The organism is Devosia sp. BK (genome assembly GCF_032907385.1).
Taxonomy (GTDB): domain Bacteria; phylum Pseudomonadota; class Alphaproteobacteria; order Rhizobiales; family Devosiaceae; genus Devosia.
Genome location: NZ_JAIMBX010000001.1, coordinates 207,378 through 221,179, shown reverse-complemented (window position 1 = coordinate 221,179; position 13,802 = coordinate 207,378). Strand labels below are relative to the sequence as shown.

Here is a 13,802-nt window from a genome sequence, read left to right as displayed (position 1 = left end):
ATCCGCGAAGGTTCAGCACCTGCCTCAGGTTAAGTCCCTGATGACGCACACTCGGCGCCGATCCATTAACCTGCGTAATCGTGCCGCCATCTCCGCCATGCTAGCCATGGCCTAGCGCAACTCCGGGCCATGTTCGAACATTTCCAGTTCGATCCATCGCCCATCGCAACACGGAGTTTCGGCATGCAGCCCAAGGACGAAGAGGTGAGTTTTCTCGCAGAAGACTTCGGCATCCCCGCAGCGAAAGCTGCCGCGCTCGTCGCCGACACTGAAATCGAGGCGGACGCCCTTGCCGCCCGCCAGATAAAACGCGAACGCAGCCGAGGTCCCTATGGCAATGCCCCTGTTCCCGCGTCGCCGGAGGAGCATCAGGTGTCCGACGATGGCGGCCTCCAAAAGCCCGTTCTGAAGCAGTATCCGTGATCGGCCAACCACCGGCCGGGGCTCGGCTTCAGATCGAGGCCTATCTCCTCAAGCTGACCGACGCGATCCGCCAACTCTACGATCCGGTTGAAATCCAGGTCGTCGCCCAGCGTGTTCTTGCGCTCGAACTTGATGCCGACCGCGTCGCCTATGCCGAAGACCTCGGCGATGGCGTCCATGTGCAATTGACCCGGGATTGGACCAATCGCGGTCCGAGCCTTGCCGGCCGCTATCGCTACGCCGATTACGGCATCGAACTCATGACGGCCCTCCTTGCTGGCCGCTCCTCCATTCGCCCCGATATCCAGGCCGACCCAAGCCTGAGCCCCGCTGAAAAAGCCGCCCACGCCACCCTCGGCCTTGGCGCTACGCTCAATGTGCCCCTCGTTAAAAATGGCGGCCTCGTTGCCATCCTCGCAGTTCATTTTGCCGGCCCGCACGATTTTACCGACACCGAGGTCGCCGTGACCGAGGCGACGGCCGAGCGCACCTGGGCCGCCGTCGAACGCGCCCGCGCCGAGGCAGCGCTCCGTCAAAACGAGGAAAAATACCGCGAGCTCTTCAGCTCCATGGATCAGGGCTATTGCATCATTCAGATGCTCTACGACGGCACGAAGGCCGTCGACTGGCGCTATATCGAGGTCAACGCGGCCTTCGAGCGCCATAACGGCCTCCATGATGCGACCGGCAAGACCATCAAGGAATTGACGCCTGACATCGAGGAAAAGTGGATCGAGATCTACGACCGCGTCGCCGTGACGGGCGAAAGCCTACGCTTTGAGGAAAACTCCTCCGCGCTCGAAGATCGCACCTTCGATCTCTACGCCTTCCGCGTCGGCCGCCCCGAAACGCGCCAGGTGGCCGTGCTTTTCCAGGACATCAGCGAACAAAAGCGCGCCCAGGCTGCGCTTCGCGCCAGCGAGGAACGCTTCCGCAAATTTGCCGACGCCTCGTCCGACGCGCTCTGGATCCGCGACGCCAAGACTCTTGCCGTCGAATTCGCCAGTCAGGCCATGGAAACCGTCCTCGGCATATCCCCCGATGCCGCCCGCGCCGATGCCCGCGCGCTCGACGCGATGATCCTCCCGGAGGACCGCCCCGACGTCATGGCCAATGTTGCGGCAATCCGGCGCGGCGACGCCGTTGTTCACGACTACCGCATCCTCCGCCCCTCGGATGGCGCCTTCCGCTGGATCCGCAGCACCGGTTTTCCGCTTCTCGACAATCTTGGCCAGGTCGAGCGGATCGCAGGCTTTTCGACCGACATTACTGACGCGCGCATTTCGACCGAACACCAGGCCGTGTTGCTCGCCGAATTGCAGCATCGCGTGCGCAACATCATGGCGGTGATCCGGTCCATCGCCAGTCGCTCCGCCTCGACCGCCGACAGCGTCGCGAGCTACCAAAGCCTCCTCGCCGGCCGCCTCACCGCCCTCGCCCGCGTCCAGGCTCTACTGACGCGTAGCACCGAGACCGGCAAAATTTTGGGGACGATGATCGAGGAAGAGGTTTCGGCCCACGCGCCCCAGCCTGGGCAGGTGACGCTCGATGGCCCGCCCATTGAACTCGGCCCCAAGGCCATCGAGGTCCTGACCCTCGCCATTCACGAACTCACCACCAATGCCGCCAAATATGGCGCCCTCGCCGTGCCCCACGGCAAGCTCACGATCCGGTGGACCCAGCAAGTGCGCCGCGGCACCGATTGGCTCCACATCGATTGGCACGAAAGCGGACTGACAGATCTCAGCGAACCACGCCGTCGCGGCTTTGGCAGCGAACTGATCGAGCGACGCATTCCCTATGAATTGGACGGCACCGGCGAGATGCAGTTCTCACCCACCGGCCTCCGTTGCACTCTCGAGTTCCCGCTACCCGAAAAGGCCAGCATTCTAGACACCGCCTCGCCGACCCCCGTCTCTGTCCACGGCGGCAGTCTCGATCTTGCCCAGGCGCCCAATCTGTCCGGCTATCGCATTCTCGTCTCGGAAGACGACTATCTCCTCGCCTCCGACGTTTCGACCGCTCTCCGACGCGCCGGCGCAACCGTCATCGGCCCCTTCGCCGACGAAATGCGCGCCAAGGAAAGCGCCGAAACCGAACATCCCGACGCCGCCATTCTCGACATCAATCTCGGCACCGGCGCCGGCTTCGGACTCGCTGCCTATCTCGGCGAACGAGCGACCCCGTTCCTTTTTCTCACCGGCTACGACACCGAGATCATCCCGCCCGGCCTTGCCGGCATCACCCAGATCCAGAAGCCGGCATCACTCCTCAAAGTCGTGCAGGCGGTCCACCGCCTTCTCCGCCCGACGGAGACCTAGCCCCGCGCCGCCATCTTCTCTTCGATGATCCGCCGCGCCAAAACCGGATCGGGCGGCAGAACCGCACTCGCGAGCGCCCTGGAATAATCGTGCTGCGGATTGCCCAATACCGTTTGCGCCGCGCCCGCCTCCACCACATCGCCCTTATGCATGATGATCACGCGGTCCGAGATATAGTAGGCCGTCGAGAGATCATGGGTGATGTAGATGATCGAGACCCCGAGCGTATCGCGCAGATCCCGGAACAGATTGACGATCGACATGCGCAATGACGCATCGACCATCGACACCGGCTCATCCGCCACGATCAGTTTCGGCTCCGGGATCAGCGCCCGCGCCACCGCTATACGCTGCAATTGCCCGCCCGAAAGCTCGTGCGAATAGCGTCCGCGGACTTCGGCAAGGCTCAGCCCCACATGGTTGAGCGCCTTGTCGACCGCCGCCTCGATCTCTGCCTTGCGCTTCAGCCCCAGAAACCGCTTCGCCGTCGAATAGAGATAATAATCGAGCGTCGAGAGCGGATTGAATGCCTCGAACGGGTTCTGGAAAATAGGCTGCACCTTGGCCATGAATTTCAGCTTATCCGCCCGGCTCTTGATGCCGGCGATATCCTGGCCCGCAAAGCTCAGGCGCCCACTTGTCGGCGTCTCATTGCCAAGGATCATCCGCGCCGTCGTCGTTTTGCCACTACCCGACTCCCCGACGATCGTAAAAATCTCCGGCGCCTCGTCTGTGATGGTGAAGCTGACATCCTTGACTGCATGAAGGATCGAGCGGTCCATGAACCCGCCGATCGCATAGTCCTTGTTCACATGGTCGAGTTCAAGAAGTGCACTCATGCTGCAGCCACCTCCCCGGCCCGCCAGCAGGCGACCCGGCCTGAAAGCCTGTTCTCGAGCGGCGGATTATCGGTCTTGCATTTGTCGATCGCGAGCGGGCAGCGCGGATGAAACCGGCAGCCATTCGGTGGCTCGGCAAGGTTCGGCGGTTTCCCCGGCAGAGCCGAGCGCCGCGTCTTGTCCCCGAGCCTTGGCAAGCTCGCAATCAGATGTGCCGTATAGGGGTGCTGGGGCTGCCTGAACACATCGAGCGTCGGCCCCTCTTCGACAAGCCGCCCCGCATAGACGATGCCGATCCGATCGGCGATCGCGGCATGCACCGTCATGTCATGGGTCACGAAGATGATCGAAGCGCCCATGCGCCGCTGGATATCCTTGATCAGCGCCAGCACATCCTGCTGCACCAAGACATCGAGCGCCGTCGTCGGCTCATCCGCAATGATGAAGTCGGGCTCACACACCGTCGCCAACGCAATCGTCAGCCGCTGCCGCATTCCGCCCGAAAGCTGGTGCGGAAAGGACTCCAGCACCCGCGGATCAAGCCCGATCCGCTGCAGGTGCTTTTCCACCCGCTCCCGAAATGCTCGTTCCGAAAGCCCCATATGCTCGAAGGCAAAGTCGTGAAACGCGTGCTTCACCTTGCGCACCGGGTTCAGCACATTCATCGAACCCTGCATGATATAGGAGAGGTGCTGCCAGCGCGCCTTTTTCATCCGCTCCGGCTCGCCATAGACGTCGAGCGTCTGGCCGCCGAAATCGAATTTGACCGAGCCCTCGACCACCCGCAGCGGCGGCGTAATCGCCCCGGCAATGGTCTTGATCAGCGAAGATTTCCCCGAGGAGGACTCCCCAGCAATCCCATAGATCTCGTTGCGCTTGATGGTCAGCGTCACATCGTCGACCGCCCGAACCTCCCGGCGTACGCCAAAGTAGTTCATCTGGTAATAGGCCTTGAGGCCTTCGACTTTCAGCACCGGAGCGGCGTCGACGCTGAGCGGCGTTTTCTCAACAACAGACAGCATGGTCACGCTCCCATCCGGCTCAAGCGACTACGCGGGTCGATATATTCGTTGACGGATATCGCGAGCAGGAACAGCCCGAGGAACAGCAGCACGATGGCGATGATCGGAAACGCGATCCACCACCAGATGCCGGCGATTATCGCCTGGTGCTGGTTGGCCCAATAGATCATCCCCCCAATGGTCGGCCGGTTGATGTCGGAAAAACCGAGCACCGATAGCGTCACCTCGAGCCCGATGGCCCAGATCAGGTTGTTCATCGCGGTAAAGAAGATCACCGGCATGACATAGGGCAGATGCTGGCGGATTAGGATCTGCGGCACGCTCATCCCGGCGAACACCGCATGACGCGTGAATTCCCGGTTCCTCAAGCTCAGCGTGACCGAGCGGATGAGCCGCGCATCGTAGTTCCACCCGAGGAGCGCGGCCGTCGCCGCCAGCACCGGCCAGCTCATCGAATCCCGCATCACGAAATAGACGAGCAAGAGAATCGGAATATTGGGCAGCGCGATCATGGTGTCATTGAGTGTCATCAACGCCTCGTCCCACTTGCCCCCAAGATAGCCCGAGATCATGCCCACGGCGACCGCGAGCAAACGACTGAGGATGGTCACGGTGATCCCAAACAGCATCGTGTTCCAGATCGCCGAGCTCATCTGCCAGAGCACGTCCTGCCCGCGCGATGTCGTGCCGAACCAGTATTGCGCCGAAGGCGGCATGTCGGGCGGCAGGAGATAGATGGCGCTGTCCGGCATTGGCGCCCAGAAGTGCGCCAGAGCGAAAAGGAAAATACCGAGCGTCAGCACGAAGCCGATGGCGAATTCCCGGTTATAGCGCAGCAAGTCGCGAAGAATCTTGAACATGGTCAGCCGTGCCTCACGCGCGGATCGATGAGCGGATCGATGAGCGGATAGATGAGATCGATGATGAAGACGGCGACAGCCACCGCCACGATCGACATGGTCGTCACCCCGAGCACCAGCGAATAATCGCCGCGATAAATGCCCTGGATCAGGAGCCGCCCGACGCCGGGATAATTGAAGAGAAATTCGGTGATAACGGCGCCGCCAAAGACATTGCCAAGGCTGAGTGCCAGCCCCGTCAACTGCGGCAGCAGCGCATTGCGCGCCACATATTGGGAAAAGATCTTGCTCGATTTCACCCCGCCGAGCTCGGCATAGACCACATGGTCGTCGGTCACGATATTGGAGACCAGCGACCGCATGGAAATGAACCAACTCCCGATCCCGACGAGCACCAGCGTCAGCGCCGGCAGCGTGCCGTGCAGAATAAGCGAGCGGATATAGTCGAAACTGAACGCCGGCTGCAGGTTCATCTGCGCCCCGCCCGAGATCGGCAGCACCGGCCAGATAAAGCCGAAGGCAAGCAGTAACACGAGACCGATGATATAGGCCGGCACCGGATGGAGCGCCATGATCGCCGCGCCCGACAGTTTTAAGAGCGTATTGTTGCGGTAGTAGCCCGCCAACGCCCCGAGCAGGTTGCCGAGCGTCCAGGTGATGATCAGCGCCAATGTCAGAAGCCCAACGGTCCAGGGCAAGGCGCTCATGATCAGCGACATCACCGGCGTCGGGAACGATGAAAGCGAGGGTCCGAAATCGCCCTGCACCACGCGACCCCAGAACCCCACATATTGCTCGATCATCGAGCCCTTGAGGCCATAAAGCTCCTGCAGCGCTTCGCGCATCAGTTCCACCGCCCGCGGGTCGGTAGCACCGAAATTGGTCATCAACGACACGGATTGTTCCACCGGATCGACCGGGGAAAGCTTGGTGATGACGAAAGCCAGCGAAACGCCCAGGAAAATCACGAGGAAAAACTGGAAGAGGCGCCGGACGAGATATTTGGCAAAGCCGTCCATCTGCGTGCCCGTTTCGAACTATGAATCAAAGGAAACGGGCGGGGTCATGCCCCGCCCGCAGGGCCTATTGTGCAGCCGGTGCGTTCGGGTTGGCTTCGAGGGCCACCACCATGTAGCGCAGGTTGCTCCAGAACGGACCCGAAGCCGAATAGGGATTCTCGGCGCTGGGATAACCGGTCCAGTAGGTCGTGTCGAAAGGCGCAAACTTGTTGTAGGCCATCAGCGGAATGAACGGCATCTCTTCGACGGCAAGCTTGAGATAGTCCATCCCGAGCTGGGTGACCTGTGGGGCGTCGAACCCGATCACGCGATTGGCTTCGATGATCTGGTCGAGCCGTTCATCTGTCCAACGGGTCAGGTTGCGCGGCGGCTGGGTTTCCCCGGCTGGCTTGACGAAATCGGAGTGATAGCTTTCGAGGAAGAACGAAAGGTCCGGGTGGCCGCCCCAGGTCTCGACGGTCCAGTAGATGGCGACCTCGAAGTCACCGCCGCCGAGACGCTGGCCGTTGGTCGGCCCCGCGACGTCCACCGTCGTCTGCACCCCTTCCATCGACCACTGCTGGGCGATGATGGTACCGGCACGCGCGAGCGTCGGAACATTGTCGCCCTCGACCATCAGCTTGATGGTGAATGGCGTGCCATCGGGCTTCATCCACTGGTTGCCGTTCTTGGTAAAGCCGGCTTTCTGCAGCAGTTCCGCTGCCGCCTGCACGTCCTGCTTCCACCAGCCATTGCCGAACATCTTGGCAAGCTGGGCCGGATCGTCCGGAATGTCCTCGCCCCATTGCGGTTTGACGAGCGCAGCGATCTGCTGCGGCACGGTCTGGTCGTAAGGCTTTATGGTCCGCGTGCCGGTATTGAGCTCATAGCCGTTGAGCCATTCCTGCATCGGCTCGTAATAATCGACCACGGCCGTACCGGTCGGCGGCACGGACAGTGCAGCCAGGTTCGCTGCCCCGCGATAAGACCCCATGGCCACGGCGCGGATATCGATCATCAGGGCCAGCGCCCAGCGAACGTCCTTATTGGCGTAAGGTTCGCGCTGGTGGTTGAAGAGCACTGACGGCAGTGTCGGATCGGGATGGGCAAAGGGGAAGCCCGGGAACCATGACGCGGTGGTTTCGCGCGCATCGCGGGCAATGGTGAACATGCCTTCGGGCGCAATGTCGTTGATCACATCGAGATTGTGGTTCATCTGCTCGATGACGCGCGCATCGGGATTGCCCGCATTGCGATAGACGACATATTTCACGTCCGGCGCCTTATCGAGCGTCATGCCGATCGAGGTGCGCTGCCAGTCCTCCCGCAGCTTCCAGATCACCCAATTGCCCGCGCTGTCATAGCTGTCAAGCACATAGGCCGAGAGCGACACCGGCGGATTGGCGTTATAGGTCAGTGGATCCTCGACCTTTTCGAACACATGCTTGGGCATGATCCAGGCCGCATTCCAGCGCACGGTAAAGAGCGTATGGAACCGTGAATTGGGTTCCTTGAGATTGAAAACCACCGTCAATGGATCGGTCGCTTCGACACTCTCGACATTGACCGTAAACGGCGCGCTCCAGCCCATGCCGGCATGTTCGATCTGCGTCTCGACCGTATAGACGACATCGTCAGCCGAAAACTGAACCCCGTCGCTCCAGAAGATGCCATCCCGCAGTTTGACGGTCATCTGCGTGAAATCGTCATTATAGATCGGCTTTTCGGTCGCCAGCGCATTGGTCCAGGCCGCGTCGCCCGTGCCCTCGGGATTGATGAACCAGAACGTATCGGCGGTCAGCTGCTGCAAGCCATTATTGCTCGCCCCGCCGCCCGGCGCCCAAAGGTTGAACCATTCGGCATTTTGCGCTGCCGGACCCTGAATGATCAGCGCCTCGTTGCGCGGAATACCCGCAATGAAATCCTGGGCGGCTACCGGCACCGCCGTTGCGGCTATAGCGACTGGCATCGCCACCTTGGCGATCGCTAGCGCGGTTGCCACCAGCTTCCGAAAGAGCATGGTCGTTCCTCCTATGGCCCGCGCTTTGCGCAGGCAGCGACTGCGCAGGCCTTCGCCGCACATCGCCTCCCTCACCTCGACGCCGCCCGCCAATTCCTCCCGGCAGTCCGCGCCAACAGCTTTATCGACAATATTTTAACCGAGGGCAACAGGATTATCGACAAAACAGCGCATTTTCACGCCTTTGATCGCCATAGTGCGGGATTTAATCGACAATCCACCTTTGTATTATTGACAAAGACACGCACCCGAGTAGGCTCACCGCACCAAACGGGCAATGACCCAAAACGCAGCTATCAAGGGTGGAGACAAGACAATGACCACGACTTACGACGTCCGCATCGACGTGGACGCAGGCGCAAGCCGCGGTGCTTACCGGCCATTGTGGAACTGGTTCGGCTATGACGAGCCGAATTACACCTACACCGCCAATGGCAAGAAGCTGCTCAACGCCCTGACCGAGCTCAGCCCCGAGCCCCCGCGCGTACGCACGCACAATCTTCTCACCTCAGGCGATGGCAAATATGCCCTCAAATGGGGCTCGACCAATGCCTATACCGAAGACGCCGACGGCAACCCGGTCTACGATTGGACCATCATGGACCAGATCTTCGACGCCTATGTCGAAGCCGGCAATATCCCGCTGATCCAGGTCGGCTTCATGCCCGAAGCCCTCTCCGACGATCCAGGCGAATACCGGCACCATTGGACCCCCACCGATCCCTACGCCACCATCCTGACGGGCTGGGCCAATCCGCCCAACAATCTCAAGAAGTGGGGCGACCTCATCCACGCCTGGGCCCGGCACCTCGCCGATCGCTATGGCGAGGAAAACGTCCTGTCCTGGCCATGGGAAGTCTGGAACGAGCCCGATGGCATCTATTGGAAGGGTACGATCCCGCAATTCTGCGAAATGTACGATGTCGCCGCCCGTGCCATCAAAGCCGCCCTGCCCGGAGCCCGCGTCGGCGGTCCACACACCTGCGGCGCCTTCAACAACCCAAAGGCGCAGAAATTCCTCCGCGAATTCCTGCAGCACGTTGTCGACAACGATTCTCCCATCGACTTCATCGCCTTCCACGCCAAGGGCAATCCGGTGATCTGGAAGGACCATGTCCGCATGGGCCTCCACAAGCAGCTCCGCGATATCGAAGCCAACCTCGCCATCGTCAACGAATTCCCGACCCTGCGCCATCTGCCCACGGTCATCGGCGAATCCGACCCCGAAGGCTGCGCCGCCTGCTCCGCCCGCGTTCATCCGCAAAACGGCTATCGCAACGGGCCGCTCTACGGCGCCTATGTCGTCGAAAGCATGATCCGCACCTACGAACTCAGCCAGCGCGCCGGCATCGAAATCGAAGGCGCCGTCACCTGGGCCTTCCTCTTCGAAGACCAGCCCTGGTACGACGGTTTCCGCGATCTCGCGACCAATGGCGTCGATAAGGCGGTGCTGAATGGCTTCCGCATGCTCGGCAAGCTCAAAGGCGAATGGGTCGAGGCCAAATCCGACCACGCCCTCGATATCCAGACCATCATGGAACACGGCGTCCGCGAGCAACCCGACGTCAACGCCGTCGCCACCCGCGACGATACCGGCGTCTCGATCCTCGTCTGGAACTACCACGATGACGATGTCGAAGACGGCGCCGCCAACGTCACCCTGTCACTCAAAGGCATCCAGCCCGGCAGCCACAAGCTGACCCACTACCGCATGGACAAGGATCACTCCAACTCCTTCGGCGTGTGGAAAGCCATGGGCTCGCCTCAGGAGGTCACCGGCGACGACTACAAGAAGCTGGAAGCCTCCGGCCAACTCGCCGTCTTCGAAACCTCCACCGCCGAAGCCTCCAACGGCGCCGTCACCCTGACGACCACTCTCCCCCGCCAGGGCGTCTCTCTCCTCCGCATCGACTACTGAACTCCGCGCAAATCAGCCCTTGCTGATTTGTCGCGACAGCACCCCGCCGACCTCCCTCGGCGGGGTGCTTTATTTTGTGGAGATCGCGCTTACGAACCCAGCCCCAATTCCTGCCGCAGCGCATCGATCCGCTCCGAGGCTTCCGCCTTGCTCAGATCATCGGCAAACTGCTCCGGCTTATGCGCCTGCTCCGAAAGCGTCTTCAAATAAGACCCCTGCGCATCCGTCATCGGATCGTCGCCGGTCGTCCATTCGCTCGGGTCCTTTTCGAGATTGGAATGCGGACCCGGATCGATTTTGGGATTGGTCGTGGACATCTGAGAACTCCTCGTTTGTTCTCTAAACGTTCACCACCCGCAACCCGTTCCCTACTGGATCGAAACGCCTGCCTCGGCGATCACCGGCGCCCAGCGCGCCACTTCGCTCTTCACATGCTCGGCCAGTTCTTCCGGCGTCGACCCGACGACCACCGCGCCAGCCTCCGCGAGTTGCTCTTTCACCGCCGGATCATTGACCGCCGCCACCGCCGCCGCATTGAGCTTCTCGATCACCTCGGGTGGCGTCCCGGCCGGCGCAAACAGCGCATTCCAGGTGTTGGTCTCATAGCCCGGCACCCCGGCCTCATCCATGGTCGGCACGTCGGGGAAGCTCGCGCTCCGTTCCAGCGTCGTCACCGCCAGCGGCCGTAGCGTCCCCGCCTTCATATGCTCGCTCGCCGAAGGCAGATTATCGAAAATGATCGGCACCGCGCCCGAAAGCGCATCGACCAGTGCCGGCCCCGATCCCTGATAGGGCACGTGCACCATGTCTGTGCCGGTCATCGATTTGAACAATTCCCCCGAAAGATGCAGCGGCGTCCCATTGCCCGAAGACGCATAAGCATGCTCCTCCGGCTCCGCCTTCAGTTTCGCGATCAGCTCCTCGACCGTCTTGGCCGGAAAGTCGGGATTGACCAGCAAGACGTTGGGCACCGTCACCAAGAGAGAAATCGGCGTGAAATCGGCCGAAGGATCAAACGGCGGCGTCGCATAAAGTGAAGCGCTCAGCGCATGCGTCGCGATCGTCCCCATCAGGATCATGTAGCCATCCGGCGCCGCATCGACCACCGCCGTCGCTCCAACGACGCCCCCGGCCCCTGCCTGGTTCACCACCAGCACATTCTGCCCAAGCTCCTTGGACATAGCCTCGGCAACAATGCGCCCGACAAGATCCGTCGATCCGCCCGCCGCAAACGGCACGACGAGATTGATCGGATGGCTCGGAAAATCCCCCTGAGCCAAGACCGGCGCCACCAGCGCCAAAGTCCCAGCCACCAGGGCCGGCACAGCAAAAGCAAGCTTCATCAAATCCTCCTCAAGGCGCCTCCCGCGCCCGGCCGTGTTTCACGGTCCAAGAAAGATGCTAGCCGCAGCAGCCCACCTGCACAATTCAAGTTTGCGCACCTCTTATCCTTCTCCCCCTCGGGGAGAAGGTGGCGCGCAGCGCCGGATGAGGGAGATCTAACGGCAATCGCAACAGGGGAAAATTCAACCACCAACTTCGCGCAGCGACACCTCTCCCGCTGGGGGAGAGGTCGGATTGCCTAGCAATCCGGGTGAGGGGGCCTTCTCACCCGCCTATTCCACCAACCCAATATACCGCTTCTTAGACGGCTGCAGATGGTCGACACACAGTTGCGCCAGAACCCAATTATCCCGCCCGCTCAGCATTTCGATCATCAGCCGATGCTGGCTATGCGAAATATCGAGCGCCGCCCGATCCGCCATCGAGTTCGCCCGCACCGGCAGGCTGTAGCGCATGTAAAGCTCGATCGCCTGCACGAGATATTTGTTCCCGCAGGCCCCGAACAGCGTCAGGTGAAAGCGGTCATTGGTCTCGTGCACACCGCGCAGATAACCCGCCTCGATATGCTCGCCATGCTCCTTGTGAATCTCTTGGAGCTCATCGATCAGCCCCTGCGGCGCCGGCAGCGGGATCATCAGCGCCGCCTGCCGCTGCACCAGTTCGCGCACGGCATAGATTTGCTCGACCTCGCTCGGGGTCAGCGAGCGCACCGTGGCGCCCTTGTTGCGCTCGCGCACGACGACGCCCATCTGCTCGAGCTGCACCAGCGCCTGCCGCACGAAATGCCGCGTCACCGGAAAGCGCGACAGGAGCTTGTCCTCGGTCAGGCGCGACCCCGGCGCCAGCCGCCCGAAGATGATGTCCTCCTCAAGCGCCCGCACGATCTTCACGTCTTCGGGTTCGGTCTCGTGATGCTCGGTCATGCTGGCGGCCCCGGGAGGTTATCCCGCCCTTCTATCAGAGAGTCCCCGCCGGTTTAAACTGGCTCGCCGCATAGGCGGCCTCCACCAGCCGCAGTGTTTCAAGATTATCGGCCGCGCTGGTCTCGAACGCACGCCCCGTTCGCAAGCAATCGACGAAATGCGCCACAGCCCCGTCATAGGCCGCCTGATAGCTCTCTGGCCCATCGAACCGCATCTCGCGCGGGCTCGACCCCAATAGTCTCAGCACTGTCCCATCCAAATGGATCGTGCCCTTGCTCCCCCAAAGCCAAAGCTGATCGCTCGGCGCCGGCGGCGCGCCATGCACCGCGAGATTACCCGACACGTTGAGCGGCATTCCGTCCGCCAACCGCTCCAGCCGCAGCAAAGCCTGATCCTCCCCGATGATCTCGTCATTGCTTCGCCGCAGCCGCGCCGATGTCAGCGCCAACTCGCCGAGCAAAAACCGCAGACTATCGAGGTGATGGATCAACACCTCCATCACGAGCAGCCGCTGTTCGCGCCGGAAGAACGGCTGCCGCACCAGTGCCGGCCGCTCACCCTTGCCATCGGCAATCATCCCGCTCGAATGAAAATCGAGCCGCGCCTCGAAAACCTCGCCGATCAACCCCTCGTCAAGCCAGTCCCGCAATTGCCGATAATAGGGCCGAAAGCGCCAGTTCTCGTGCACCATCAATCGCGCCAGTCCCGACACCGCCGCGACCACCTCCTCGGCCTCCGCGAGATCAACCCCGAGCGGCTTCTGGCACAGCATCGGCAAGCCTCGCTCTCCGCCCAACATCACCTGCTCGGCATGAAATTTCCGGGGCGAAGCAATGTCGAGCGCATCGAGCCGCTCACCTTGCAGCATATCGGCCAGCGACTCGTACCGCCCCGCAATCCCGAATTCATCCGCCCGCGCATTCCGCGCCGCCTCATCGGGGTCGCAGATCGCCACAACCTCGACACCCGCAAGCTTCTTCCACGCCGGCAAGTGATATTGCGTAACCCAGCCCGCCCCCACCAATCCGATCCGCACAATCGCCTCTTATCAATAATTTATCGTTTTCTCGCGCCCAGCGACGAAATCCACCACTGCAGCGATTTGCCTGAATTTAAGCGCATATAACCATGATG

At 61.5% G+C, this 13,802-nt stretch carries 12 protein-coding genes; 3 read left to right on the top strand and 9 right to left on the bottom strand.

Annotated features, from left to right (window positions below):
• Positions 1–129 precede the first annotated feature (129 nt).
• On the top strand, positions 130–423 hold the full coding sequence (locus DevBK_RS00980; RefSeq protein WP_317184140.1) for a hypothetical protein: 294 nt from the start codon (positions 130–132) through the stop codon (positions 421–423).
• Complete coding sequence (locus tag DevBK_RS00975) at positions 420–2,744, top strand: HWE histidine kinase domain-containing protein (RefSeq protein ID WP_317184139.1); 2,325 nt, start codon at positions 420–422, stop codon at positions 2,742–2,744. Before DevBK_RS00980 ends, DevBK_RS00975 begins: the two co-directional genes overlap by 4 nt.
• Here the strand turns inward: DevBK_RS00975 and DevBK_RS00970 are convergent.
• The 5 genes from DevBK_RS00970 to DevBK_RS00950 form a co-directional block, all read right to left on the bottom strand.
• Positions 2,741–3,583 carry an ABC transporter ATP-binding protein gene (locus DevBK_RS00970; RefSeq protein WP_317184138.1) on the bottom strand — a complete coding sequence of 281 codons (843 nt, stop codon included), beginning with the start codon at positions 3,581–3,583 and terminating at the stop codon, positions 2,741–2,743. The two genes, DevBK_RS00975 and DevBK_RS00970, sit on opposite strands and share 4 nt — an antisense overlap.
• A complete protein-coding gene (locus DevBK_RS00965) occupies positions 3,580–4,605 on the bottom strand; it encodes an ABC transporter ATP-binding protein (RefSeq protein WP_317184137.1) in 1,026 nt (341 codons plus the stop codon). Before DevBK_RS00965 ends, DevBK_RS00970 begins: the two co-directional genes overlap by 4 nt.
• 2 nt (positions 4,606–4,607) lie before the next feature.
• Entirely contained in the window at positions 4,608–5,465 is an 858-nt protein-coding gene (locus tag DevBK_RS00960; RefSeq protein ID WP_317184136.1) for an ABC transporter permease, read from the bottom strand.
• A 2-nt stretch (positions 5,466–5,467) separates the two neighbouring features.
• Positions 5,468–6,484 (bottom strand): ABC transporter permease, encoded by a 1,017-nt coding sequence (locus DevBK_RS00955; protein ID WP_317184135.1) that lies wholly within the window; start codon positions 6,482–6,484, stop codon positions 5,468–5,470.
• 64 nt (positions 6,485–6,548) lie between these two features.
• The gene (locus DevBK_RS00950; protein WP_317184134.1) at positions 6,549–8,483 is read right to left on the bottom strand and encodes an ABC transporter substrate-binding protein; all 1,935 of its coding nucleotides are present in this window, start codon (positions 8,481–8,483) and stop codon (positions 6,549–6,551) included.
• Positions 8,484–8,799: 316 nt separating this feature from the next.
• On the opposite strand from DevBK_RS00950, the gene DevBK_RS00945 reads away from it, so the two are divergent.
• A complete protein-coding gene (locus DevBK_RS00945; RefSeq protein ID WP_317184133.1) occupies positions 8,800–10,401 on the top strand; it encodes a GH39 family glycosyl hydrolase in 1,602 nt (533 codons plus the stop codon).
• Between the two features lie 89 nt (positions 10,402–10,490).
• Here the strand turns inward: DevBK_RS00945 and DevBK_RS00940 are convergent, their stop codons facing one another.
• The 4 genes from DevBK_RS00940 to DevBK_RS00925 all read right to left on the bottom strand — a co-directional run bounded on the left by DevBK_RS00940 (position 10,491) and on the right by DevBK_RS00925 (position 13,704).
• Positions 10,491–10,718 carry a DUF3072 domain-containing protein gene (locus DevBK_RS00940; RefSeq protein ID WP_061910045.1) on the bottom strand — a complete coding sequence of 76 codons (228 nt, stop codon included), beginning with the start codon at positions 10,716–10,718 and terminating at the stop codon, positions 10,491–10,493.
• A 51-nt stretch (positions 10,719–10,769) separates the two neighbouring features.
• On the bottom strand, positions 10,770–11,744 hold the full coding sequence (locus DevBK_RS00935) for a tripartite tricarboxylate transporter substrate binding protein (RefSeq protein ID WP_317184132.1): 975 nt from the start codon (positions 11,742–11,744) through the stop codon (positions 10,770–10,772).
• Positions 11,745–12,017: 273 nt separating this feature from the next.
• Entirely contained in the window at positions 12,018–12,668 is a 651-nt protein-coding gene (locus DevBK_RS00930) for a GntR family transcriptional regulator (protein WP_062631396.1), read from the bottom strand.
• Between the two features lie 34 nt (positions 12,669–12,702).
• The gene (locus tag DevBK_RS00925; RefSeq protein WP_317184131.1) at positions 12,703–13,704 is read right to left on the bottom strand and encodes a Gfo/Idh/MocA family oxidoreductase; all 1,002 of its coding nucleotides are present in this window, start codon (positions 13,702–13,704) and stop codon (positions 12,703–12,705) included.
• Positions 13,705–13,802: the final 98 nt, after the last annotated feature.